The sequence below is a fragment of the Vibrio sp. BS-M-Sm-2 genome (genome assembly GCF_041504345.1).
GTDB classification, from domain to species: Bacteria; Pseudomonadota; Gammaproteobacteria; order Enterobacterales; family Vibrionaceae; genus Vibrio; species Vibrio satsumensis.
In genome coordinates, this window is sequence record NZ_CP167894.1 from 1,931,868 (window position 1) to 1,953,905 (window position 22,038).

Here is a 22,038-nt window from a genome sequence, read left to right on the forward strand (position 1 = left end):
TGTTATACCAAGCACTAAGGTGCAGGTATCAGAGCTTCTTGATAAAGCGGCTTTCGACTTCCATCGTAAACTCTTCATTATCCGAGAGTATAAACTGAATTGTCGAAACTGGTGAGCTCAGTTTTTCTGGGTCGGCGCCTAAACTGATAGGTAGGTTCAAAACCTCGCCTGGATCGACAGTAATCTTCTGTTTGCCATACCAGATCGAATCGGGCAGTCCGCTAACATCGAGTTTGTACTCTTGCTCTTGTTGAGTCTTGTTGATCACTTTCAAGGTGTAGGTGTTTTCAACCAACCCTAGGCTATTGACCCTAAACAGCTGATTTCTGTCACGTAGAACACTTAGGCCAGCAGGATCAACACTCGCGATTTGCACGAAGAATAGGCCCAGCATCACGATTAAGATGGCTCCATAGCCCAACAGCTTAGGACGCATTACCTTGGTTGAGTGGCCTTCAAGTCTGTGCTCGGTGGTGTAGTTGATCAGGCCTTTTTCATAGCCCATTCGTTCCATGGTGTTGTCACAGGCATCAATACACGCGCCACAGTTAATGCATTCGTATTGTAGACCGTCACGGATATCGATACCCGTTGGGCACACTTGAACGCATAAATTACAGTCAATACAATCGCCTAGACCAAGCTCTTTTGGATCAGCCTTGCGAGATCGGGGGCCACGGCTTTCACCGCGTTCTGTATCGTAGCCCACAATGAAGGTGTCTTTATCGAACATTGCCGATTGGAAACGCGCGTAAGGACACATGTGCAGACAAACAATTGAACGCATCCAACCTGCATTAGCATAGGTGCAGCCTGCAAAGAACAGTACCCAAAACACTGGCCAGAACGATGAATTAAAGGTAAAGAAACCAACCACTAACTCTTTGATCGGGATGAAGTAACCAACAAAAGTTAAACCCGTCGCAATGGCAATCGCCCACCACGCAATGTGTTTGACAGTTTTTCTGAGGATTAAATTGGTTGTCAGTTTGCCTAAGTCTTGTTTTCTTCGCTTATTGGCAGCCCCTTCTAGTTTCTCTTCGAACCAAATGTACATGAAGGTCCAGACGGTTTGCGGACATAAATAGCCACACCAGACACGGCCTAAGAAGGTGGTTATGAAGAATAAGCCAAACGCGGCAATCATAAATAGGATCGCGAGTAGGGTCAGATCTTGTGGGTATAAGGTGGTGCCAAAGAAGTTGAACTGTTGGCTGCCGATATCGAGCAAGATCGCTTGGCGTTCACCAAATGGAATCCATGGGATAAGCGCAAAAAGTAAAAGTAAGAACCAACCGCCATAGCGACGCAGTTGTTGGAATTTACCTTTGCTTTCTCGAACATAGATTCGGTTACTTGGGTTAAATCGATCTCCATTACCTTTATGTGTTTTCGGGTTAAAGGTTTTAGGAGTCACATCTTTGATATCGATTTTATCCTGACTCATGGACTATCCTTTTTGTGGCTTGTTTGCCCGGTTAAGTTGGGCATGACGACATTACTTGAAAGTATGGTTTAGAGAACCTGTTGAAATAGAGCTTGGTGCATTTGTTGTTATCGCACTCACTCTTATTATTTTAGAAGATTCTTATGGATGGCGATTATAGCGACAATCTTGTTCTCATTTCTTTAACGCTATCAACCTTTAACAACAAAAGTCATAACAGTTGTGACGAAAAAATAGCGAACAGAAACAAAAAAGCGACCGAGTGGTCGCTTTTTAAAATTGAGTGTTTTATCTATAACAGCAATTGAGTTCTAAACAAATCGGCGACTAAAGAAGGCCACGCGCTTTTAGAATTGCGGTTTTGAAATCATCTTCTTGGTCTTTTTTCAGACCCGGGATCATTTCATCTTTTTCGCTGTTACGCATTTTAAGATGGTAGATAAGAACATCATCAGTCAGTTCTTCAAGTTTGCCTTGGTAGCCTGCTTCTTTTGATAGCTTAATGATGAACTCTAATAGGTTAAGCTCTTGATCTTTTTGCCATTCAGGCTCCATCAGTTCAAGCAGTTCTTCAATGCGGTGACACTTCATACTTTACTTCTCCACAAATTTTATAATGATTTGTGGTTAAGGTATCAAATCGGATAGGGAATACCAATGTGTAAACACATTTCAAGGCGGGTCTGGGCAAGAAAAAAGCGCAGTAAAAACTGCGCTTTTTGTTAAGCGGCTCTAATCACTTTTGTTGTAGTCGGTGCTAATAAAGCAGTCTTCTCAACTAGAGTCATTGTAGGAGCCAATTTCTTAGCCGTTGGAGCAGCAGCAAAGCCACTACGACGACGCATCGCACTACGGTTGGTGTGCGAGAACCTGACAGCTGTTGGGCGCATTAATTTACCTAACGGTCAGGCATATCCATTGCCAATCTAATGGCCTGATTTACCATGAGCTCTACCTCAATTGCTTGAAGCGTCACTCGTCTGGCTTTCGCCAATCCGAAGAATAAATCAGGATAATGACATGCATGCATATCAAGGCTTAGATTATCACTATCTAAGTTATCGATCGACGTCTGAGTGATAATTAAACGATATTAGAGCTAAAATAGTGTGAGCAGTATATTTGAGTTTGAACCTCTTTCAGGCTTAAGATGATGCTTTAAAGGAGGTGCATATGTCGTTCTTAAAGAAAACGTTAGCAAGTTTTGGTATTGGGTCGGCCAAGGTCGATTCTGTGTTGCAACAGGAAGTGCTGTATCCAGGGCAGAAGGCGAGCATTATTGTGCATGTGTATGGTGGCGCTCAGCCACAGGAGATCGACAATATCGATCTTAATCTGTGTTGTCGTTACGTAAAAGAAGTCACCATGAACTCACAAAGGCAAGAGGGCGGTCAAACACGCCGTATGCACCAGACCTATTCATTAGCAAAATGGAGTCTGCCGTATGCCTTTGTTATTCAACCGGGTGAAACCCGTGATTTTGAATGTGAGTTTGATGTCCCGCTGAATACACCGGTCACGATTGGTGACTCAAAGGTGTGGCTTGAAACCGGGCTGGACATTGCGATGGCGATTGATCCATCGGATAAAGATATCTTAACGGTTCGTCCTGATGCACTCCTCGATGGTATTTTTAACGAACTTGAAGCCCAAGGCCTGCGCATTCGCCAAGTCGAGTGTGAAGCGGTGGAAGGTTTTGAGTTACCATTTGTGCAAGAGTTCGAATTTGTTCCTACGACTGGCCCTTATCATGGCCGCTGGCGTGAATTGGAGGTGGTTGCATACCACGATGAAACAGAGCTCAAGCTGTGGTTTGAGATCGATAGAAATCGCGATGGTGCCAAAGGCATGTTAGCGAGCTTGCTTGGTATTGGTCAGTTACAACGCCAATTGAGCGTCCCGCTTGATACCTCACCAGAAGATGCCGGCAAGATGGTGCTTGAGTATCTAGATAGCGCCTCTTAGTCAGCTCTTTGGTTATTTAGCTTTAGAGAGCCGAGCCTCATCACACAGTTTAGGCGTTATGAATGTCATAAAAGATGTCATAAAAATTTAAGCTTACACGTGTAAGCTTAATGTGCAATACTAGGTCAATTGAACATATACTCTAGTAGGATACTCATGTCTGCATCATCAGCCAGCGAATACAGCGACATCGAAGAACGCGCTAATGCGATAACCCATGGCTTGGGCGTCGTGCTTGGCGTGGTTGGTCTGATCTTGTTGCTGGTTCGCGCGTTTGATTACCAAGCCGACATGTTGACTGTTGCTAGTATGGCAATCTATGGCAGCAGCATTATCCTGCTCTTTCTTGCTTCCACGCTCTATCACTCGATCACCACAGAGAAGACCAAGCGTTTATTGAAAACCCTCGATCACTGTGCGATTTATTTACTGATCGCAGGTAGCTACACCCCGTTTTTATTGGTTGGTTTAAGAACCCCACTGGCGATGGGCTTGATGGCGGTTATTTGGGGAATTGCGCTGGTCGGTATCACCATGAAGATTGCCTTCGTCTACCGATTTAAGCGCTTATCGTTGTTCATTTATTTAGCTATGGGCTGGCTGTCGTTGATTGTGGTGTATCAACTGGCGATGAATATCGAAATAGGCGGCTTGGTGTTATTGGCGCTCGGTGGCGTGATCTACTCGTTGGGTGTTATTTTCTATGTGACAAAACGCATCCCGTACAACCACGCCATCTGGCACTTGTTTGTTTTGGCGGGCTGCGCTTGCCATTTCTTCGCTATTTATTTGTACGTGACTCCGGTTTAGCGTTACTACGATAGACTTCTAACGTGTTGAAACGTCGGTAATATCGACATCGATTTTATATTCCGGGTACTTATCAACATCAATTGCTAAATACTTACCTTCGGCAGAAGTTTGTGGACGAAGGTAAGTGTCTGCCATACGTTTGATAGATTGCCATGTATTAATGCTTTCTTGATGAAGTAGCTCACCCGTTGGTGAATAGACCGTAACTTTTAAGGTTACTAACACTACTGCTTGCGTGCTCTGGTTAGTAATAGAAATCGGTAGAATCAACTGCGCATTTTCGTAGAGTCCAGCCCCAATCAAAACATCCACACCTGATTTAGAAACCTGTAAGCTTGGTTTTGTATCACCAATCGTGATTGTAGTCCCGCGCGTACTTTTGGCTATCGGAATACTTTTTAGTGCAGGCTCTCCGTCAGATGAGGTCTTACTATGATATTGCCATGTGAAATCGTCTTTCAGTAAAATTTCTTTACCATCAGGTAGAGTCACCAACTGGTCGGCGAATGCAGAACTGCTAAGCAATGCGCCTGCGAGAAGTACGTATGATTTCATCTCTGTTTCCTTGATTTTGTGCTTGGTTAGCGTCGCCAAAAGGCTGGGAAAAATAGAACGATCAGCGTCAGTATCTCGAGTCGCCCCATCAGCATTCCTAAACTTAATAGCCATTTAGCAGCGTCTGGCAGCGGCGCAAAGTTCCCCGTTGGACCGATCACACTGCCCATGCCTGGACCAACGTTGGCAACGGCTGTGATAGCGCCAGATATACTGGTCACGGGATCAAGTCCCATCGTGCTCAAGCCACCTGCAATTAAGATAATCGTAATAAAGAACATCAAACCAAATGCGACCAGTGAACGCACAATGTCGTCATTTACTGGTCGTTGGTTATAGCGTTGAACAAAGACACCCGACGGGTGAATCAGCTTCATCATTTGTTTATGAAGCATGGTCATCGCGATCTGGAAACGGAAGATTTTGATACCGCCAGAGGTTGAACCTGAGCAAGCGCCCGCCATCATTAGAAACGCAAATAAAGTGGTTGGTAGTGCGCCCCACGCGGTGAAGTCTTCTAAGCCAAAACCGGTTGTGGTGACGACTGACACTATGTTGAACATCGAAACACGCATCGCATCCATGACTGTGTAGCCATCTCTAACCACCAACCATGTCGATATTACGGCACTGGTGACCAAAAATAGATACGTGAAACCTCTCACTTGCGCATCTTTGTAGAGGATTGAGAGTTTTCTACCACGCAGTGCGCTAACGAACAATAGGAAAGGCAGGCCGCCAAGGAACATGAACAGCGTTCCCACCCAGTGAGCACTGTTAGAGAAGTGGTTCATCGAGCCATCGGATGTTGAGTATCCCCCCGTCGACAGTGTTGTGAAGGCGTGATTGATCGCGTCAAAGATGCCCATGCCTGCAAACAGGTAGCTAATAATGCACAAGCCAGTCAGAACCAGATAAACCGCCACGATGTTCTTCGCGACCGTTTTCGCTCGTGGGCTGCTTTTATCTGACCAATCGGATGATTCGGTTTGGAACAGGCGCATACCACCGACGTTGAGCATTGGCAGAACCGCTACCGCCATAACGATGAAGCCGATGCCACCTAACCATTGCAGTATGGAACGCCACAACAGAATGCTTGGTGCCATGCTGTCTAAGCCGCTTAATACGGTTGAGCCTGTCGTGGTGATACCAGACATGGTTTCAAAATAGGCGTCGGTGAAGCTGATGTGGTTGATGAAGACAAACGGCAGTGCAGCAAAGGCACTGGCTATAGTCCATACCAGAGAGGTGATCAGGAACATGTCCCGCACACCAAGCCGGAACTTAGCTGAACGGCCTAAGCTCAAGCAGATGAACGCCACTATGTGCGTGATCACTACCGACTGACCAAACTCGAGGAAGCCACCGGTGCCTGTGAAAAATGCAACCAATGTAGGGATGTACATGAACAGGGCCAGTTTTGATAACACTAACCCTATCACTAATAATATCGGACGAAAGTTGACCATAGCTTAATAGACCATCGCTTTGTGCCGGAGCGTCGTTCTCACAACGAAGAAGGTTGTGAGAAGAAGCTTACGAGAACAAGGCTATAAGAAGAACGGACTCGGTTGGAAAAGAGACTCAACATCAGGCACGTATTTCTTGTCCACTAGGAACATTACTACGTGGTCATCTTGTTCGATTACAGTTCTATCGTGCGCGATAAGTACCTCTTCTCCTCGAACAATCGCACCAATAGTGGTGCCCGGTGGTAGTTTGATGTCGCCAATCGCTCGGCCAACGACTTTAGATGTGGTTTCGTCACCGTGAGCAATCGCTTCGATCGCCTCTGCAGCGCCGCGACGTAGAGATGATACGTTTACAATATCAGCACGACGAACGTGAGTAAGCAGCGCAGAAATGGTCGCTTGCTGTGGAGAGATCGCAATATCAATCACACCACCCTGAACAAGGTCTACGTAAGCACCGCGCTGAATCAGTACCATTACCTTCTTGGCACCCATTCGCTTAGCCAGCATGGCTGACATGATGTTGGTTTCATCTTCATTGGTTAGGGCAATGAACACGTCGACCTGATCGATGTTCTCTTCAGTCAGCAGTTCTTGGTCGGCTGCATCACCACAGAATACGATGGTGTTTTCTAATTCTTCAGACAGCTTCTCGGCGCGAGTGTAGCTGCGCTCGATAAGCTTTATGCTGTAGCTTTGCTCAAGGCGTTTTGCCAAGCTTGCACCAATGTTACCACCGCCAACAATCATGATGCGACGATACGGTTTCTCTAGGCGTTGCAGTTCACTCATTACTGAGCGGATATGGTTACTCGCCGCGACAAAGAAAACCTCATCATCGGCTTCAATGATGGTAGTACCTTGTGGGCGAATAGGGCGACCTTGACGGAAGATAGCGGCAACACGAGTATCAATGTGCGGCATGTGCTCACGCAAAGCAGACAGTGCGTTACCAACCAATGGTCCACCGTAGTAAGCTTTTACTGCGACTAGGCTAACCTTCTGTTCAGCAAAGCTCACAACCTGTAGTGCGCCTGGGTATTGAATCAAGCGCTCAATGTAGCTGGTCACTAACTCTTCGGGTGCGATAAGGTGATCGACTGGGATCGCGCCTGATTTGAATAGCGCTTCTTTCTCTTCCAGATATTCTGGAGAACGAATACGGGCAATTCGGTTCGGTGTATTGAAAAGAGAGAAGGCAACCTGACATGCAGCCATGTTGGTTTCATCCATGTTGGTTACTGCAACCAACATGTCGGCATCTTGCGCACCCGCTTCACGTAGTGTGTTTGGGTGGCTGGCATAACCGTTTACAACCCTAAGGTCGTACTTATCCTGAAGTTCACGCAGTCGGTCAGCATTACGGTCGACAATGGTGATGTCATTGTTTTCACCAACCAGGTTTTCAGCAAGGGTACCGCCAACTTGTCCAGCACCTAGGATAATGATCTTCATAGCCTTTCTCTTTTCTTTACCGTGGTAATTCTAGTTATCTAACTTTGTTTTGATAATGCACTAGAAAGAAACAGCGGCTAAGAAATAAATTCTTAGCCGCTGTTAGTTGTTATGCCTGTTTTACTAGAACTGCATAGTAGAAGCCATCCATATCTTCTTCTCCAGGTAGTATTTGACGACCCGGATTTTCGATATCAGACCCAACCAGCGTTGCGTTCTCAGTACGCTCTAGGAATGCTTTCACTTGCAGCACGTTTTCTTGCGGCGTGATAGAACATGTCGCATAAACCATGGTGCCGCCTTCTTTCAGCTGACGCCACATGGCATCCATAATTTCGCTTTGCAGTTCAGCCAGCGCATCAATGTCAGATGCACGACGTAGCCACTTGATGTCAGGATGACGGCGAATTACGCCGGTCGCTGAACAAGGTGCATCAAGTAGGATACGGTCGAACTTATCACCCATCCACCACTCTTCAGGGTAGCGAGCATCACCACAAATTACGTCGGCACGCAGTTGTAGACGTTCAAGGTTATCGTAAACACGGTCTAGGCGTTTAATGTCGCAGTCAATCGCAACCACTTCAGTGTCATTGGTATGTTCAAGAATGTGTGCCGTTTTACCACCTGGCGCAGCACAACAATCTAGGATTAGCTCACCATCTTTTGGTGTTAGATAATCAACTGAAAGCTGAGCGGCAGCGTCTTGTACTGATACCCAACCTCTGTCGAAGCCTGGAAGTAAAGTAACATCACAAGGTGCAGCTAATTTTATGGCATCTGCTGCTTCAGGGTGCAATGTGTATTCAATGTTTTCGTTTTTAAGCAGTTCAACATACTCGTCACGAGTGTGGTGTTGGCGGTTAACGCGCAGCCACATTGGTGCCTTGCTGTTGTTTGCTTCAACCAGTTGCTCCCATTGAACTGGGTAGCTCTCTTGAAGCATTTTTAGGATCCAGCTTGGGTGGCCATATTTGCCTGCATTGTGGCTAACGGCTTTCTCGTCTAGTTCTTCTTGGTCACGTAGGTAGCTACGTAATACCGCGTTGATCAAACCACTTAGGCTTGGACCGCGCAGTGTTTTAGTGCCCTCAACTGTTTCCGCAACGGCAGCATGCGAAGGGATACGCATGAAGCTCAGTTGGTAAATGCCCACCAAGATTAGGTGGTGGAATACACGCTTTTTACCTTTAAGCGGGTTTTCCATTAGTTCGTTAGCGATTGACTCTAAACGAGGCAGGTAACGAAGTGCGCCGTAGCAAATCTCTTGCAGTAGAGCATGGTCTCGCGGGCGGATCGTTTTTTGAGCCGCAGGGAGAGCGTGTGAAAGAGAGTGGCCTTTATCGACAACTTGAAATAGGACATTTGCAGCAGCAGCGCGAACATTCATGAGGGGTACCGAATATTTATTTGAATACATGAGGGCATCTCTGCCCTCGTAAAGGTTTTCTAAGCTGCGCTTATGGCAGCTTTAAAAGCGGTTAAGAAAGTTGAGTTCCAACTTCAAACCAGCTTGCACGAGAGTTCAAGATATCCTGAACTGACATGGCTTTTTTACCAGGCACTTGCAGCTGTTCAAGAACAAGTACACCTTGTCCTGTTGCTACGTAGATACCCGTTTTATCGGCTTGCAGAATAGTACCTGCAGGCTTATCAGAGGTTTGCTCTGCTACACGGCTTTGCCATACTTTGATGCTGTTTTCCGCAGCTTCAAAGTGGCTCATTGGCCATGGGTTGAAAGCACGAACGCAGCGCTCAATATGAGCTGCGTCATCACTCCAGTTGATACGCGCTTCTTCTTTACTTAGCTTCTTCGCGTAGTTAGAAAGTTCGTCGTCTTGTTTTTCAGCCACCGCTTTACCAGAAGCGATGTCAGACAAACACTCAACAAGCGCATCAGGGCCAAGACCAGCTAGCTTTTCGTACATTGAAGCACTGGTATCAGTCGCTTCAATTGGTAGTGTTGCGATACTGAGCATGTCACCCGTATCTAGGCCGATATCCATCTGCATGATCGTCACGCCTGTCTCTTTATCACCCGCCCAAATAGAGCGTTGGATAGGAGCAGCACCACGCCAGCGCGGCAGGATAGAGCCATGCACGTTGATACAACCTAAGCGAGGCGTATCTAAAACCACTTGTGGAAGCAATAAGCCGTACGCTACAACAACCATGATGTCAGCATTCAAATCCGCTAGCTCTTGCTTAGCTTCATCTGACTTGAAGTTTTCAGGTTGGTAAACCGGAATATTGTTTTCAAGTGCGATGTTTTTTACTGGGCTCGCAGTCAGTTTTTTACCGCGGCCTGCTGGACGATCTGGCTGTGTGTAAACAGCAATAACTTCATGCTCCGAAGACAACAACGCCGCCAAGTGACGGGCGGCGAAATCCGGAGTACCTGCGAAGACAATTCTTAAAGACTGACTCAAGGTAGGCTTCCTTCTAATTTAGTAATAGCAGCGGTGATTAACCTTGTTTCTCGTTGAAACGTTTAATCTTCGCTAGCTTATCTTGGATACGTTTACGCTTTAATGGCGATAGGTAATCAACAAACAACTTGCCTTCTAGGTGGTCAAGTTCGTGCTGAACACAGATAGCCAGAAGGTCATCAGCGTCGAATGTGAATTCGTTGCCGTCACGGTCTAATGCTTTAACCGTTACTTCTGCAGCGCGAGGTACTAGAGCTCGAGCGCCAGGTACAGATAGACAGCCTTCTTCGATACCATCTTCGCCGCGCTTTTCAGTGATTTCAGGGTTGATCAGAACCATAGGCTCATCACGCGTCTCTGAAATATCGATAACAACGATGCGCTGGTGGAAATCTACTTGCGTTGCCGCAAGGCCGATACCTTCTTCGTCGTACATGGTTTCAATCATGTCATCAACGAACTTTTGAATCTCTGGGGTAACTTCTTTTACCGGTTTCGCCACGGTACGTAGACGATCATCTGGTAATGTTAATACTTGTAATACAGACATATACACTCGAAATATTGAACTGTGCCGAAACAGCTTAAACCTTGTTGGCTCAATTCTAGACATTTTAGAGGCCAAATGACAGCATCCTGAAGGTAATTCTCCAATCAGATGTCATATATTCAGACCAAGGAACCTAGGTCATGCGTCATTTATTCCCTGCTTTATCTCTTGTTTGTGCCTCGATTTCGTTCGCCGCTACGGCGGAAAATAGTGAGCAACCTTTAACCATTAAACAGGGCGCACCTGAGGCGTATGTGGTGGTTAAGGGTGATACCTTGTGGGATATTTCTGCGATGTATCTCGATAATCCATGGTTGTGGCCAAGGTTATGGCAGGTGAATCCAGAGATTGAAAACCCTCATCTTATTTACCCCGGAGATAAACTGTCTTTGGTTTGGATTAATGGCGAGCCTGTATTGAGCCTCAAGCCTGTTATCAAGCTGAGCCCTAAGATTCGTGTCTCTGAGAAGAAAGCAGTACCTACCGTCAATGAGGGGCTAGTTTTGCCGTATTTACAGTCTGATCGCTTGGTAGAGCAGCAAGATATCGAATCGGCGCAACGGGTATTAGGAACCAGTGATGGAAAGAGATTCTTATCGGGTGCAGACCGGTTATTTATCTCAGGTAACCAGCAGCATCAAAAATGGGGTATCTACCGCGCCGTTGAAACTTACCAACGGCAGCAACCCCAAGCGACTATTACCTCGTTGCGCTTGGTTGCCACTGCGCGCTTAAAAGAAGTGGATGCTGAGTTCAGTAGCTTGCAGATAGACACTCAATTGCAAGAGGTATTGCTTAACGACCTGGTGCTCCCTGAACTTGGTGTTGATCAGGTGAAGCTCTCTACCACGTTTTACCCTGCACCTAGTGCGGCGGGTCAGTTTGCTAATATCTTGGGTTCGTTAGATGGCAGCCAATACAGCGCGAAGAATCAGGTGGTAGTGATCAACAAAGGTTCACAGGATAACCTTCGCCAAGGCTCTATGTTTACCCTCAGCGAAAGCGGTGCAGTGGTGTTTGGTAAGCAAGGTGAATACAGCTATAAAGAGTCGGCGGCGAGCGATAAGGTGCAATTGCCAAGTACCTCGCTGGGTAGCTTGATGGTTATTCGTCCCTATCAATATTTTAGCCTCGCGTTGATTACTCAGAGCTCTAAGCCTGTTAGTAATGATATTCTGGCGGTATCGCCTTTGGACCTTGCTTTGACGGAAGAGATTAAGGGTACCGAGTGAATGAGCAACAACTGAGTGCTTGGTTAACTCTAAGTTTTGTTCCGCAATGGGGTGGCAAACGCCTTTCTCGCCTGCTGAGTATCGATTCCCCTTCGAACATTGTTGGCTACTCAAGTCAGCAGCTGCAAGCGATGGGTTTGTCAGCTAAGCAAATATCCTATCTAAGAGAGCAAGCCCCAAGAGAAGTGGAGGCTTGCTTATCATGGCAAGCAAAACAGCCTAACCATCACATTATTACCCCGAATTGCTCATATTATCCCAAACTGCTCAATGAGATTGCCTCTGCGCCCAGTGTTCTTTTCGTTAAAGGTCACGTCGAAAAGCTGATTGAACCTCAAATCGCTATGGTCGGCAGTCGCAATGCCAGTCTTGAAGGGCTGCAGACAGCGAAGTCCTTCGCCAAAGAGTTTGTCCAAAACGGTTTGATTGTCACCAGTGGCTTAGCTTTAGGTATCGATGGCTATGCTCATGATGGTGCTCTGGATAAAGGAGGGGAAACTTTTGCAGTGTTGGGTTCTGGCTTGGACTCCATTTATCCTGCCCGCCACCGAAATCTAGCGGAGAGGATCTGTGAGAATGGCGCGCTGATTTCAGAGTTTCGCCCAAGTGCTAAACCGAGACCTGAACATTTCCCCCGTCGTAACCGTATTATAAGTGGCTTGTCTTTGGGAACTCTCGTTGTTGAAGCGGCAGAAAAGAGTGGTTCTTTGATTACGGCTCGTTATGCGATGGAGCAAGGTCGAGAAGTGTTTGCGCTTCCCGGTTCTATTCATAGCCCAACCAGCCGCGGAGGTAACAGTCTCATCAAAGCTGGAGCATGTTTAGTGCAAAATGCTCAAGATGTTCTGATTGAAATAAAGAGTCTGTTAAACTGGTCTATAGATCAGCAGCCGAGCTTATTCGAACCTACGCAGAATAAGGGTGAAAATGAACAATTGCCATTTCCACAGCTGTTAGCTAACGTAGGATTAGAGGCGACACCCGTTGATATTTTGGCACAGAGAACCCATATACCTGTGCATGAAGTCATGATGCAGCTTTTAGAGCTTGAGCTCTCAGGGCATGTTGTTGCAGTTTCCGGTGGCTATATTCGAAAGGGGAGAGGCTAAGCTATGATGATGGACATACTGATGTACTTGTTTGAAACCTACATCCATAGCGATTCTGAATTGCAGGTGGATCAAGACGAGCTGGAAGATGAGCTTCTTCGAGCAGGGTTTCACCAAGACGATATTTATAAGGCCCTCCATTGGTTAGAAGATCTTGCGGCACTGCAAGATACCGACAACCAAGCGGCGATTACTATGTGCTCCAATACCTCGATGCGTGTTTATACCAGTCGAGAGATTTCACGTATTAATATGGAGTGTCGAGGTTTCCTACTATTCCTAGAGCAGATCAACGTGCTCACGACAGAGATTCGTGAAATGGTGATTGATCGTGTAATGGGGCTTGAGACCAACGAATTTGAATTGGATGATCTGAAATGGATTATCTTAATGGTGCTATTCAATGTACCGGGTAATGAAAGTGCTTACACGCAAATGGAAGAGCTGTTGTACACCAAAGAGCAAGGTATCTTGCATTAATACAGGCTTGTCATGAGTAGTAAGATTGATAATCAGCTTTTTTCAGCACATGAACATGCGTTAGAGCATGAACCTTGTCCACAGTGTGGTGGGGAGCTTCAGCTTCGCCATGGTAAGCACGGCCCATTTTTAGGCTGTAAGCAGTATCCGAGCTGTGATTACATCAAGCCTCTTCATCAAAATGATGGTCATGTGGTGAAAGAGCTGGGCGTACCGTGCCCTAAATGCCAAAACGAGTTGGTATTAAGGCAAGGTCGCTTTGGGATGTTCATTGGTTGTAGTAGCTACCCAACGTGTAATCACATCGAATCTTTAGATCAACCGAAAGAACAACCTGAAGAGCAGCCACTTGTTGCCTGTCCTGAGTGTGGCCGAGGTCATCTGGTTGAGCGTAAATCTCGCTATGGCAAAATCTTTTATGCTTGTGATAACTACCCTAAGTGTAAGTTCGCCGTTAATCAGCCACCAGTTATAGGTCGTTGTGAAGAGTGCCAGTTCCCGTTGTTACTTGAGAAGAAAACAGCTCACGGGATGAAAAAGCAATGTGCGGACCGCAAGTGTCATCACATTCAATCTCAGTAGTGATGCTAATTGCAGTAAGTGAATGACCAGAAATAAAAAAACGGCGCTCAATGAGCGCCGTTTCTATATCCAATAAACGTTCTATATTCATCAAGCAATGTAGACTGACTTCATCTGCTCAGCAAATTCATGCACAGCAGGGTAGGCTTGCTTATCGAGAATGTCTGCCAGTGAGCATAACGCTCTTTGCAGCTCTGCGTTGTAGTCAGCGCTCACGTTAATGTGGCCCATCTTACGACCTGCACGCTTCTCTTTACCATACCAATGAACATGGCAACCACTTTGAGCAAGAATTGCTTCAGGTAGGGTATCTTCACCAAGGATGTTGATCATTGCAGTCGGGCGAATCAGTTTGGTGTTGCCTAGTGGCATACCACACACGGCACGTAGATGGTTCTCAAACTGACAAGTCTCTGCGCCTTGCTGTGTCCAGTGGCCAGAGTTATGAACACGTGGTGCAATCTCGTTAACCAGCAGTGAACCTTTAACATCAAAGAACTCAAGTGCTAGCACGCCAACGTAATCTAAACGCTCAGCAATGGCAGTGAACATGGCTTTAGCTTGCTCTTGCAGTTCAATGTCATCAATCGCTGTCGATAAGCTCAACACGCCATCGGTGTGAACATTTTCAGCCAGTGGGTACACTTGAATCTCACCATTGGCGCCACGAGCACCCACCAGTGATACTTCGCGATCAAACGGAACGAACTCTTCAGCCACAATTGCTTGGTTGTCTGTTGCGGCGATGCACTCAGCCATTTCTGCCCAAGTCGCGTCAACATTGTCTAATGTCTTTAAGCGCCATTGACCTTTGCCATCGTAGCCGCCAAGTGTGCTCTTCAATACCATTGGTAAGCCAACGTGAGCGATCGCAGCGTCAAAGTCTTCGCGAGAGTTAATCTCGTAGTACTTAGCGTTTTTCACGTTTGCTTCGTCTAACAGGGCTTTTTCAAGACGACGGTCACCGCCAGCTTTGATTGCTTCTGTTGTCGGTAAGAACTTACCGCTGCGCTCACATACCTCAAGTACATCGTGAGGGATGTGTTCGAACTCTGCAGTAATGACGTCCGCACGCTCAATCGCATTTTCTAAGCCGTTGCCTAGAATCGCTTGCGTTAATGGGTGAACAATATTTTTGCTGCCAACATCAAAAGCAGAAATTTCAATATTCAGCGGTGCCCCAGCTAGGGACATCATGCGAGCAAGTTGGCCCGCGCCTAACACAAGAACATGCATGGGAATTAGTCCTCTGCAGGGTTTGGATTAGCCAGAACAGTTTCTGTTTGCTCAGAGCGGAACGCTTCTACTTTCGCCATCACTTCTTCATTGTGTGTACCAATGATTTGAGCGGCTAGGATGCCAGCGTTAGCAGCACCAGCTTCACCGATAGCCAGAGTACCTACCGCGATACCTTTTGGCATCTGTACGATAGAAAGTAGCGAGTCCATGCCTTTCAGTGCTTTAGACTGAACAGGAACACCAAGTACAGGGACGCTTGTGAAAGCAGCCGCCATGCCTGGTAGGTGTGCAGCGCCGCCAGCACCCGCAATAATCACTTTAATACCGCGCTCTTTCGCACTGGTTGCGTAGTCTGCAAGCAACTGAGGTGTGCGGTGAGCAGAAACCACTTTTGTTTCGTACGCCACGCCAAACTGATCCAACATTTCTGCAGCTAGCTTCATTGTTGGCCAATCAGATTTAGAACCCATGATAATACCGACAGTCATCTCAAACTCCTTCAGGTACGATTTAATTAGTGATTAGATATTTTGCGCGCATTATACGGGTAAAATTGCTTAAGGAAAACGTTTGCGTCAGTCTAAGTTGTTAATTGATACATTTTATAAACAAATAGCTTTAGTCACAGTGAATGATAATTTGTACACTTAGCGAGTTTGATAACTGAATTAACGAGGTAACCCGTGGATAACTTTCAACATACATTGCAGGCATTACAGCAAGGTGAAGTCATTGCTTACCCTACCGAAGGCGTTTTTGGGGTCGGTTGTGATCCCGATAATCCACAAGCCATCAAGAAGTTGCTCGATTTAAAACAGCGACCGATGGAGAAAGGGTTGATCCTAATTGCTGCTAGTTATGAGCAGTTGTTGCCTTATATTGATGAAAGCCAGTTGACGGAAGCGCAGTTAGCGACCGTAAAAGCAACGTGGCCTGGCCCTGTTACTTGGATCATGCCAACCAGCAGCAAAGTGACTGACTGGGTCAGCGGCCAATTTGATTCCATTGCAGTACGAGTGACGGATCACCCTTTAGTTCAAAGAATGTGTAATGAATTCGGTAAGCCGTTAACCTCGACCAGTGCTAACCTGACAGGTGAACCGCCTTGTATGACGACTGAAGAAGTTCAACAGCAACTGGGTCAACATTTGGTGGCTATTTTAGAAGGTCAAACGGGTGGTCGTGACAAGCCAAGCGAAATTAGAGATGCAAAAACGTCGAAAATATTAAGACAGGGTTAAACCCTGCAGAGGAAGAAAGATGTCAGCAATTGATAAAGAAGCAGTAAAACAGTTTTTACTGAGCCTACAAGATTCGATTTGCCAACAGCTTGAACAAGCTGATGGTAGCGCACTATTTAAAGAAGATGCATGGGAACGCGAACCTGGCGATCGCCTTGGTGGCGGTGGTCGAACTCGTGTTATGACCAACGGTACGGTATTTGAGCAAGGTGGGGTTAACTTCTCTCACGTAGCGGGTAATGCAATGCCTGCCTCAGCTACTGCTCATCGCCCTGAATTAGCCGGGCGTAAGTTTGAGGCAATGGGCGTATCGTTAGTTATCCACCCTAAAAACCCTTATATCCCAACCTCTCATGCTAACGTTCGATTCTTTATTGCCGAAAAAGAAGGCGAAGACCCTATCTGGTGGTTCGGTGGTGGTTTCGATTTAACGCCATTCTATCCTTTCGATGAAGATTGCCAGTCTTGGCATCAAACTGCTAAAGATCTGTGTGCGCCATTTGGTGATAACGTGTATCAAGAGCACAAAGAGTGGTGCGATAAGTACTTCTATCTACCTCACCGCGATGAAACGCGTGGTGTTGGTGGCTTGTTCTTTGATGACTTAAACGAGTGGGGCTTTGAAAAGAGCTTTGCTTATATGCAGGCGGTCGGTGAAGGCTTTGCAGTCGCATATCTACCGATTGTAGAACGACGCAAAGAGACGTCTTACGGTGAGCGCGAGCGTGACTTCCAACTTTATCGTCGTGGTCGCTATGTTGAATTTAACTTAGTGTATGACCGTGGCACCCTATTTGGCCTGCAAAGTGGCGGGCGTACAGAATCAATATTGATGTCTATGCCACCGTTGGCTCGTTGGGAATATCGCTATGAACCACAAGCGGGCTCACCAGAAGCTCTGCTTTATAGCGACTACCTAAAACCTCGAGTTTGGTAGTTCTTTCTTCCTTATAGGGATAGTGATAGGGTCATCTATATAGATGACCCTTTTTTATTTCTGTTAGGTAAGGATATGACACAGCAAGTAGATCGTTATGCCGTTTTCGGTAACCCTATTGGGCAAAGCAAATCGCCATTCATTCACACATTATTTGCTCGCCAAACCAGCCAACAACTTACCTATACAGCATTACAGCCAGAGCATGGTGAATTTATCACTGCTGCCAAAGCCTTTTTCAGTGAAGGTGGTCGAGGATGTAATGTCACAGCGCCTTTTAAAGAAGATGCCTATCAGTTTGCCAATCGCCTAACTGAGAGGGCTGAACTAGCTGGTGCCGTAAATACCCTTAAGAAGTTAGATGACGGAGAGATTATTGGTGATAACACCGATGGTGAGGGTTTAGTTCAAGACCTGCTTCAACATCAAGTCACACTAAAAGGAGCACGTGTTCTTCTTCTTGGCGCTGGTGGTGCTGCAAGAGGAGTGATTCAACCTCTTCTCGACCAAAAGCCACTACAACTGGTGGTAGCTAATCGAACTAGCTCCAAGGCTGAACTTCTGGCTGAGATGTTTTCGTCGCATGGCAACATCAAGGGGATGGGGCTAAGTGATGTTAATGAAGGCTTTGATGTCATTATTAACTCTACCTCATCTGGTCTAAGCGGGCAGCTTCCTGAAGTGTCTGAGGTTATTTTCAACTCTAATAGCGCCGTTTATGACATGGTTTACGGATCGGGAACCACGGGATTCAATCAATGGGCATTAGATAGTGGTGTTCATGCTGTTTATGATGGTTTGGGGATGCTAGTGGGACAGGCAGCAGAGAGCTTTATGCTTTGGCGTGGCCTTCGTCCGGGAACAAAACAGATTTTAAGAGAATTACGTAAAAACCTAGAGATGTAATGGGGTATTTATAAAAATGAATCAATCAATTCTATTTCCTGATATCCAAGATTGGGATGAAGAGAGCCGAACAATCACCTTCCCAGCACAACAGTCGGGTGCATTGATCGAATGTGTCATGTCTATTGAAGAATTATCACGATTGGCAGGTAGATATATAAAAGAAGGCGATCAAGCTTTAGTTATCTTTTCAGGGTTACGTTTCGATATTGAAGAGTTAGCGGAAGAGTTAATAGAAGAAGAGGAGTATGACTCCTCTAATCGGATTCAGATCAAAGTGTTTTAGACTGGCAACACAGAGTCTAGATAGTCGTTTTTATTCTGAACATAGTTGTCAGCTGACTTCTGTAAAAAGGCACGCTCTTTATCATTTAATGGGCGTGCTTGTTTTACTGGGCTTCCTACATAGAGATAACCGCTTTCCAGTACCTTATTAGGCGGCACCAAGCTACCAGCACCAATCATCACTTCTTCTTTAATAATTACACCATCAAGCACGATAGCTCCCATACCAACAAGTACACGATCTTCAATGGTGCAACCATGCAGCATTACTTTATGTCCGATAGTGACATCATTACCTATTAGTAGAGGATAACCCTCAGGGTTTTCTGCATTCTTATGGGTGACGTGCAAAACGCTTCCGTCTTGAATATTCGTTCTCTTTCCAATATGGATGTGGTTTACATCTCCTCGAGCAGCAACCAAAGGCCACACGCTAGAGTCGTTACCGATTTTGATATCACCAACCAGTACCGAACTTGTATCTATATAGACACCTTGTCCAATCTGAGGGGATACTCCTTTATAACTGCGTATTGAACTCATAAGTCCTCCTTTATATAGGCACCTTAAGCCCTTAATTAAGGGGAATACTAGTGAAAATGGGGCGTTTTGAACAAAAAACGCTCGAACAATCAAAAAAGTAAGAAAAACTTCAAAAAGGGCTTGCCAGTGTGATCGAAATCTCTATAATGCCACCTCGCTGACACGGGATGGCTTCTTAGGAAACCAAAACGAATCAGCAGGTCAAATTAGCCAAGCTAAGCGCTTGAAAAAAGTTTTGAAAATAGTGGTTGACACTAAAACTTAAATCGCTAAAATGGCCGTCCGATTTGAGCGAAGCTCAAAAAGGAAAAGCTCTTTAACAATTTAAACCTATCAATCTGTGTGGGCACTCGTTGATGAATATCAAAACGTTTTATCGTTAGATAAAACAGATTCTTCGGAATCAAAATTGATTTCAATGAACTGAGTGACCAATACGAATAACTTCGGTTATTTGGCACAGTCAATTCATTATCATTCTGTTGGAATGATAATAGCTTTAGAATTACATGTTCATTTTCGAATGAATATTAGTTTTGAAGTCAGTATTCGTTGAGTCACAAAATCTTAAATTGAAGAGTTTGATCATGGCTCAGATTGAACGCTGGCGGCAGGCCTAACACATGCAAGTCGAGCGGAAACGACACTAACAATCCTTCGGGTGCGTTAATGGGCGTCGAGCGGCGGACGGGTGAGTAATGCCTAGGAAATTGCCTTGATGTGGGGGATAACCATTGGAAACGATGGCTAATACCGCATAATGCCTACGGGCCAAAGAGGGGGACCTTCGGGCCTCTCGCGTCAAGATATGCCTAGGTGGGATTAGCTAGTTGGTGAGGTAATGGCTCACCAAGGCGACGATCCCTAGCTGGTCTGAGAGGATGATCAGCCACACTGGAACTGAGACACGGTCCAGACTCCTACGGGAGGCAGCAGTGGGGAATATTGCACAATGGGCGAAAGCCTGATGCAGCCATGCCGCGTGTATGAAGAAGGCCTTCGGGTTGTAAAGTACTTTCAGTTGTGAGGAAGGGGGTAGCGTTAATAGCGCTATCTCTTGACGTTAGCAACAGAAGAAGCACCGGCTAACTCCGTGCCAGCAGCCGCGGTAATACGGAGGGTGCGAGCGTTAATCGGAATTACTGGGCGTAAAGCGCATGCAGGTGGTTCATTAAGTCAGATGTGAAAGCCCGGGGCTCAACCTCGGAACTGCATTTGAAACTGGTGAACTAGAGTACTGTAGAGGGGGGTAGAATTTCAGGTGTAGCGGTGAAATGCGTAGAGATCTGAAGGAATACCAGTGGCGAAGGCGGCCCCCTGGACAGATACTGACACTCAGATGCGAAAGCGTGGGGAGCAAACAGGATTAGATACCCTGGTAGTCCACGCCGTAAACGATGTCTACTTGGAGGTTGTGGCCTTGAGCCGTGGCTTTCGGAGCTAACGCGTTAAGTAGACCGCCTGGGGAGTACGGTCGCAAGATTAAAACTCAAATGAATTGACGGGGGCCCGCACAAGCGGTGGAGCATGTGGTTTAATTCGATGCAACGCGAAGAACCTTACCTACTCTTGACATCCAGAGAAGCCAGCGGAGACGCAGGTGTGCCTTCGGGAGCTCTGAGACAGGTGCTGCATGGCTGTCGTCAGCTCGTGTTGTGAAATGTTGGGTTAAGTCCCGCAACGAGCGCAACCCTTATCCTTGTTTGCCAGCGAGTAATGTCGGGAACTCCAGGGAGACTGCCGGTGATAAACCGGAGGAAGGTGGGGACGACGTCAAGTCATCATGGCCCTTACGAGTAGGGCTACACACGTGCTACAATGGCGCATACAGAGGGCAGCAAGCTAGCGATAGTGAGCGAATCCCAAAAAGTGCGTCGTAGTCCGGATTGGAGTCTGCAACTCGACTCCATGAAGTCGGAATCGCTAGTAATCGTAGATCAGAATGCTACGGTGAATACGTTCCCGGGCCTTGTACACACCGCCCGTCACACCATGGGAGTGGGCTGCAAAAGAAGTGGGTAGTTTAACCTTTCGGGGAGGACGCTCACCACTTTGTGGTTCATGACTGGGGTGAAGTCGTAACAAGGTAGCCCTAGGGGAACCTGGGGCTGGATCACCTCCTTATACGAAGATATTCACGATAAGTGTCCACACAGATTGATTAGGTTTAGAAAAGCAAAGAGATGAAGAACTCCCAAGTTCTTCAAAGTTTGTTTCTACTTTTTAAAGTGGAGATAAATTAGCAGTGTCCCGTTCGTCTAGAGGCCTAGGACACCGCCCTTTCACGGCGGTAACAGGGGTTCGACTCCCCTACGGGATACCATTGGGTCGTTAGCTCAGTTGGTAGAGCAGTTGACTTTTAATCAATTGGTCGCAGGTTCGAATCCTGCACGACCCACCATTTCCTCCCAAGGAAATAAAAATATGGGGCTATAGCTCAGCTGGGAGAGCGCCTGCCTTGCACGCAGGAGGTCTGCGGTTCGATCCCGCATAGCTCCACCATTCCTTCCATAAGAATGGCTTTTATTTTCACTTTTTAAAAAGTGAAGACAAAAAGAAACTTTTATGGGCGATTAGCTCAGTTGGGAGAGCACCTGCCTTACAAGCAGGGGGTCACTGGTTCGAGCCCGGTATCGCCCACCATCTTTAAGCATTCTTACGAGTGTGTTTAAAAATGGGTTAAAAGTTTAATACTTTGAAACTCTTGCTCTTTAACAATTTGGAAAGCTGACTGATTGATTACTTACGAGTAATTCAATCAAATTTAAAAGTTCTCAATGTTTATCTTTATGGTA

At 46.3% G+C, this 22,038-nt stretch carries 22 protein-coding genes, 4 tRNA genes and 1 rRNA gene; 15 read left to right on the plus strand and 12 right to left on the minus strand.

Going from position 1 to position 22,038, the window contains the following annotated elements; genetic code table 11:
- Nucleotides 1–28 precede the first annotated feature (28 nt).
- From ccoG to AB8613_RS08735, 3 genes are all read right to left on the minus strand, one after another.
- Complete coding sequence (gene ccoG / locus AB8613_RS08725; RefSeq protein ID WP_372383728.1) at nt 29–1,447, minus strand: cytochrome c oxidase accessory protein CcoG; 1,419 nt, start codon at nt 1,445–1,447, stop codon at nt 29–31.
- Nucleotides 1,448–1,774: 327 nt separating this feature from the next.
- Nucleotides 1,775–2,038: a YihD family protein gene (locus AB8613_RS08730; protein WP_009848104.1), complete on the minus strand. Its 264-nt coding sequence runs from the start codon at nt 2,036–2,038 to the stop codon at nt 1,775–1,777.
- Nucleotides 2,039–2,169: 131 nt separating this feature from the next.
- Nucleotides 2,170–2,337: a hypothetical protein gene (locus AB8613_RS08735; protein WP_179946936.1), complete on the minus strand. Its 168-nt coding sequence runs from the start codon at nt 2,335–2,337 to the stop codon at nt 2,170–2,172.
- Nucleotides 2,338–2,620: 283 nt separating this feature from the next.
- Between AB8613_RS08735 and AB8613_RS08740 the strand changes: the two genes are divergently transcribed.
- Both AB8613_RS08740 and AB8613_RS08745 read left to right on the plus strand, forming a co-directional pair.
- Nucleotides 2,621–3,412, plus strand: a complete 792-nt coding sequence (locus AB8613_RS08740; protein WP_372383729.1) for a sporulation protein — start codon at nt 2,621–2,623, stop codon at nt 3,410–3,412.
- A 156-nt stretch (nt 3,413–3,568) separates the two neighbouring features.
- On the plus strand, nt 3,569–4,222 hold the full coding sequence (locus AB8613_RS08745; protein WP_372383730.1) for a hemolysin III family protein: 654 nt from the start codon (nt 3,569–3,571) through the stop codon (nt 4,220–4,222).
- An 18-nt stretch (nt 4,223–4,240) separates the two neighbouring features.
- On the opposite strand, the gene AB8613_RS08750 is transcribed toward AB8613_RS08745, so the two are convergent.
- From AB8613_RS08750 to def, 6 genes are all read right to left on the minus strand, one after another.
- Nucleotides 4,241–4,780, minus strand: a complete 540-nt coding sequence (locus AB8613_RS08750; RefSeq protein WP_372383731.1) for a DUF3157 family protein — start codon at nt 4,778–4,780, stop codon at nt 4,241–4,243.
- A 26-nt stretch (nt 4,781–4,806) separates the two neighbouring features.
- Nucleotides 4,807–6,252, minus strand: coding sequence for a TrkH family potassium uptake protein (locus AB8613_RS08755; protein WP_372383732.1), 1,446 nt, complete (start codon nt 6,250–6,252; stop codon nt 4,807–4,809).
- An 81-nt stretch (nt 6,253–6,333) separates the two neighbouring features.
- Nucleotides 6,334–7,710: a Trk system potassium transporter TrkA gene (gene trkA, locus AB8613_RS08760; protein ID WP_004739332.1), complete on the minus strand. Its 1,377-nt coding sequence runs from the start codon at nt 7,708–7,710 to the stop codon at nt 6,334–6,336.
- Between the two features lie 109 nt (nt 7,711–7,819).
- Nucleotides 7,820–9,100 (minus strand): 16S rRNA (cytosine(967)-C(5))-methyltransferase RsmB, encoded by a 1,281-nt coding sequence (gene rsmB, locus AB8613_RS08765; RefSeq protein WP_372383733.1) that lies wholly within the window; start codon nt 9,098–9,100, stop codon nt 7,820–7,822.
- Nucleotides 9,101–9,191: 91 nt separating this feature from the next.
- Nucleotides 9,192–10,139 carry a methionyl-tRNA formyltransferase gene (gene fmt, locus AB8613_RS08770; protein WP_210447656.1) on the minus strand — a complete coding sequence of 316 codons (948 nt, stop codon included), beginning with the start codon at nt 10,137–10,139 and terminating at the stop codon, nt 9,192–9,194.
- 37 nt (nt 10,140–10,176) lie between these two features.
- Nucleotides 10,177–10,689, minus strand: coding sequence for a peptide deformylase (gene def, locus AB8613_RS08775; RefSeq protein ID WP_017058772.1), 513 nt, complete (start codon nt 10,687–10,689; stop codon nt 10,177–10,179).
- Nucleotides 10,690–10,829: 140 nt separating this feature from the next.
- On the opposite strand from def, the gene AB8613_RS08780 reads away from it, so the two are divergent.
- Genes AB8613_RS08780 through AB8613_RS08795 form a run of 4 tightly spaced genes read left to right on the plus strand, consistent with a single transcriptional unit; the run spans nt 10,830 to nt 14,092 of the window.
- Nucleotides 10,830–11,921 carry a LysM peptidoglycan-binding domain-containing protein gene (locus AB8613_RS08780; protein WP_372383734.1) on the plus strand — a complete coding sequence of 364 codons (1,092 nt, stop codon included), beginning with the start codon at nt 10,830–10,832 and terminating at the stop codon, nt 11,919–11,921.
- Nucleotides 11,918–13,030: a DNA-processing protein DprA gene (gene dprA / locus AB8613_RS08785; protein WP_372383735.1), complete on the plus strand. Its 1,113-nt coding sequence runs from the start codon at nt 11,918–11,920 to the stop codon at nt 13,028–13,030. Before AB8613_RS08780 ends, dprA begins: the two co-directional genes overlap by 4 nt.
- Before the next feature lie 3 nt (nt 13,031–13,033).
- A complete protein-coding gene (locus tag AB8613_RS08790) occupies nt 13,034–13,510 on the plus strand; it encodes a DUF494 family protein (RefSeq protein ID WP_029235873.1) in 477 nt (158 codons plus the stop codon).
- 12 nt (nt 13,511–13,522) lie between these two features.
- Nucleotides 13,523–14,092 carry a type I DNA topoisomerase gene (locus AB8613_RS08795; protein WP_146492776.1) on the plus strand — a complete coding sequence of 190 codons (570 nt, stop codon included), beginning with the start codon at nt 13,523–13,525 and terminating at the stop codon, nt 14,090–14,092.
- Between the two features lie 90 nt (nt 14,093–14,182).
- On the opposite strand, the gene AB8613_RS08800 is transcribed toward AB8613_RS08795, so the two are convergent.
- Together AB8613_RS08800 and purE are read right to left on the minus strand one after the other, a co-directional pair.
- On the minus strand, nt 14,183–15,328 hold the full coding sequence (locus AB8613_RS08800) for a 5-(carboxyamino)imidazole ribonucleotide synthase (RefSeq protein WP_146492775.1): 1,146 nt from the start codon (nt 15,326–15,328) through the stop codon (nt 14,183–14,185).
- Between the two features lie 5 nt (nt 15,329–15,333).
- The gene (gene purE / locus AB8613_RS08805; protein WP_004735777.1) at nt 15,334–15,819 is read right to left on the minus strand and encodes a 5-(carboxyamino)imidazole ribonucleotide mutase; all 486 of its coding nucleotides are present in this window, start codon (nt 15,817–15,819) and stop codon (nt 15,334–15,336) included.
- Between the two features lie 195 nt (nt 15,820–16,014).
- Between purE and AB8613_RS08810 the strand changes: the two genes are divergently transcribed.
- The 4 genes from AB8613_RS08810 to AB8613_RS08825 all read left to right on the plus strand — a co-directional run bounded on the left by AB8613_RS08810 (nt 16,015) and on the right by AB8613_RS08825 (nt 18,701).
- Nucleotides 16,015–16,572: an L-threonylcarbamoyladenylate synthase gene (locus tag AB8613_RS08810; protein WP_146492774.1), complete on the plus strand. Its 558-nt coding sequence runs from the start codon at nt 16,015–16,017 to the stop codon at nt 16,570–16,572.
- Between the two features lie 19 nt (nt 16,573–16,591).
- The gene (gene hemF / locus AB8613_RS08815; RefSeq protein ID WP_372383736.1) at nt 16,592–17,509 is read left to right on the plus strand and encodes an oxygen-dependent coproporphyrinogen oxidase; all 918 of its coding nucleotides are present in this window, start codon (nt 16,592–16,594) and stop codon (nt 17,507–17,509) included.
- A gap of 75 nt (nt 17,510–17,584) precedes the next feature.
- Nucleotides 17,585–18,415 (plus strand): shikimate dehydrogenase, encoded by an 831-nt coding sequence (gene aroE / locus AB8613_RS08820; protein ID WP_372383737.1) that lies wholly within the window; start codon nt 17,585–17,587, stop codon nt 18,413–18,415.
- A 16-nt stretch (nt 18,416–18,431) separates the two neighbouring features.
- Nucleotides 18,432–18,701 carry a DUF1488 domain-containing protein gene (locus tag AB8613_RS08825; RefSeq protein WP_146492771.1) on the plus strand — a complete coding sequence of 90 codons (270 nt, stop codon included), beginning with the start codon at nt 18,432–18,434 and terminating at the stop codon, nt 18,699–18,701.
- Here AB8613_RS08825 and AB8613_RS08830 read toward each other — a convergent pair.
- The gene (locus tag AB8613_RS08830; RefSeq protein WP_146492770.1) at nt 18,698–19,243 is read right to left on the minus strand and encodes a gamma carbonic anhydrase family protein; all 546 of its coding nucleotides are present in this window, start codon (nt 19,241–19,243) and stop codon (nt 18,698–18,700) included. The two genes, AB8613_RS08825 and AB8613_RS08830, sit on opposite strands and share 4 nt — an antisense overlap.
- A gap of 569 nt (nt 19,244–19,812) precedes the next feature.
- On the opposite strand from AB8613_RS08830, the gene AB8613_RS08835 reads away from it, so the two are divergent.
- From AB8613_RS08835 to AB8613_RS08855, 5 genes are all read left to right on the plus strand, one after another.
- Nucleotides 19,813–21,367 (plus strand): 16S ribosomal RNA (locus AB8613_RS08835).
- A 123-nt stretch (nt 21,368–21,490) separates the two neighbouring features.
- Nucleotides 21,491–21,566, plus strand: a tRNA-Glu gene (locus AB8613_RS08840).
- A 2-nt stretch (nt 21,567–21,568) separates the two neighbouring features.
- A tRNA-Lys gene (locus AB8613_RS08845) sits at nt 21,569–21,644 on the plus strand.
- Between the two features lie 25 nt (nt 21,645–21,669).
- Nucleotides 21,670–21,745, plus strand: a tRNA-Ala gene (locus AB8613_RS08850).
- Between the two features lie 65 nt (nt 21,746–21,810).
- Nucleotides 21,811–21,886, plus strand: a tRNA-Val gene (locus AB8613_RS08855).
- Nucleotides 21,887–22,038: the final 152 nt, after the last annotated feature.

What these genes read in the sequence shown, in the direction of transcription:
- purE (WP_004735777.1), bottom strand. Translation starts at nt 15,819, where the DNA reads ATGACTGTCGGTATTATCATGGGTTCTAAATCTGATTGGCCAACAATG.
- AB8613_RS08830 (WP_146492770.1), bottom strand. Translation starts at nt 19,243, where the DNA reads ATGAGTTCAATACGCAGTTATAAAGGAGTATCCCCTCAGATTGGACAA.
- rsmB (WP_372383733.1), bottom strand. Translation starts at nt 9,100, where the DNA reads ATGAATGTTCGCGCTGCTGCTGCAAATGTCCTATTTCAAGTTGTCGAT.
- AB8613_RS08755 (WP_372383732.1), bottom strand. Translation starts at nt 6,252, where the DNA reads ATGGTCAACTTTCGTCCGATATTATTAGTGATAGGGTTAGTGTTATCA.
- hemF (WP_372383736.1), top strand. Translation starts at nt 16,592, where the DNA reads ATGTCAGCAATTGATAAAGAAGCAGTAAAACAGTTTTTACTGAGCCTA.
- AB8613_RS08745 (WP_372383730.1), top strand. Translation starts at nt 3,569, where the DNA reads ATGTCTGCATCATCAGCCAGCGAATACAGCGACATCGAAGAACGCGCT.
- AB8613_RS08790 (WP_029235873.1), top strand. Translation starts at nt 13,034, where the DNA reads ATGATGATGGACATACTGATGTACTTGTTTGAAACCTACATCCATAGC.
- AB8613_RS08795 (WP_146492776.1), top strand. Translation starts at nt 13,523, where the DNA reads ATGAGTAGTAAGATTGATAATCAGCTTTTTTCAGCACATGAACATGCG.
- AB8613_RS08730 (WP_009848104.1), bottom strand. Translation starts at nt 2,038, where the DNA reads ATGAAGTGTCACCGCATTGAAGAACTGCTTGAACTGATGGAGCCTGAA.
- AB8613_RS08800 (WP_146492775.1), bottom strand. Translation starts at nt 15,328, where the DNA reads ATGCATGTTCTTGTGTTAGGCGCGGGCCAACTTGCTCGCATGATGTCC.
- def (WP_017058772.1), bottom strand. Translation starts at nt 10,689, where the DNA reads ATGTCTGTATTACAAGTATTAACATTACCAGATGATCGTCTACGTACC.
- AB8613_RS08750 (WP_372383731.1), bottom strand. Translation starts at nt 4,780, where the DNA reads ATGAAATCATACGTACTTCTCGCAGGCGCATTGCTTAGCAGTTCTGCA.
- AB8613_RS08780 (WP_372383734.1), top strand. Translation starts at nt 10,830, where the DNA reads ATGCGTCATTTATTCCCTGCTTTATCTCTTGTTTGTGCCTCGATTTCG.
- aroE (WP_372383737.1), top strand. Translation starts at nt 17,585, where the DNA reads ATGACACAGCAAGTAGATCGTTATGCCGTTTTCGGTAACCCTATTGGG.
- trkA (WP_004739332.1), bottom strand. Translation starts at nt 7,710, where the DNA reads ATGAAGATCATTATCCTAGGTGCTGGACAAGTTGGCGGTACCCTTGCT.
- AB8613_RS08825 (WP_146492771.1), top strand. Translation starts at nt 18,432, where the DNA reads ATGAATCAATCAATTCTATTTCCTGATATCCAAGATTGGGATGAAGAG.
- AB8613_RS08740 (WP_372383729.1), top strand. Translation starts at nt 2,621, where the DNA reads ATGTCGTTCTTAAAGAAAACGTTAGCAAGTTTTGGTATTGGGTCGGCC.
- AB8613_RS08735 (WP_179946936.1), bottom strand. Translation starts at nt 2,337, where the DNA reads ATGCGCCCAACAGCTGTCAGGTTCTCGCACACCAACCGTAGTGCGATG.
- ccoG (WP_372383728.1), bottom strand. Translation starts at nt 1,447, where the DNA reads ATGAGTCAGGATAAAATCGATATCAAAGATGTGACTCCTAAAACCTTT.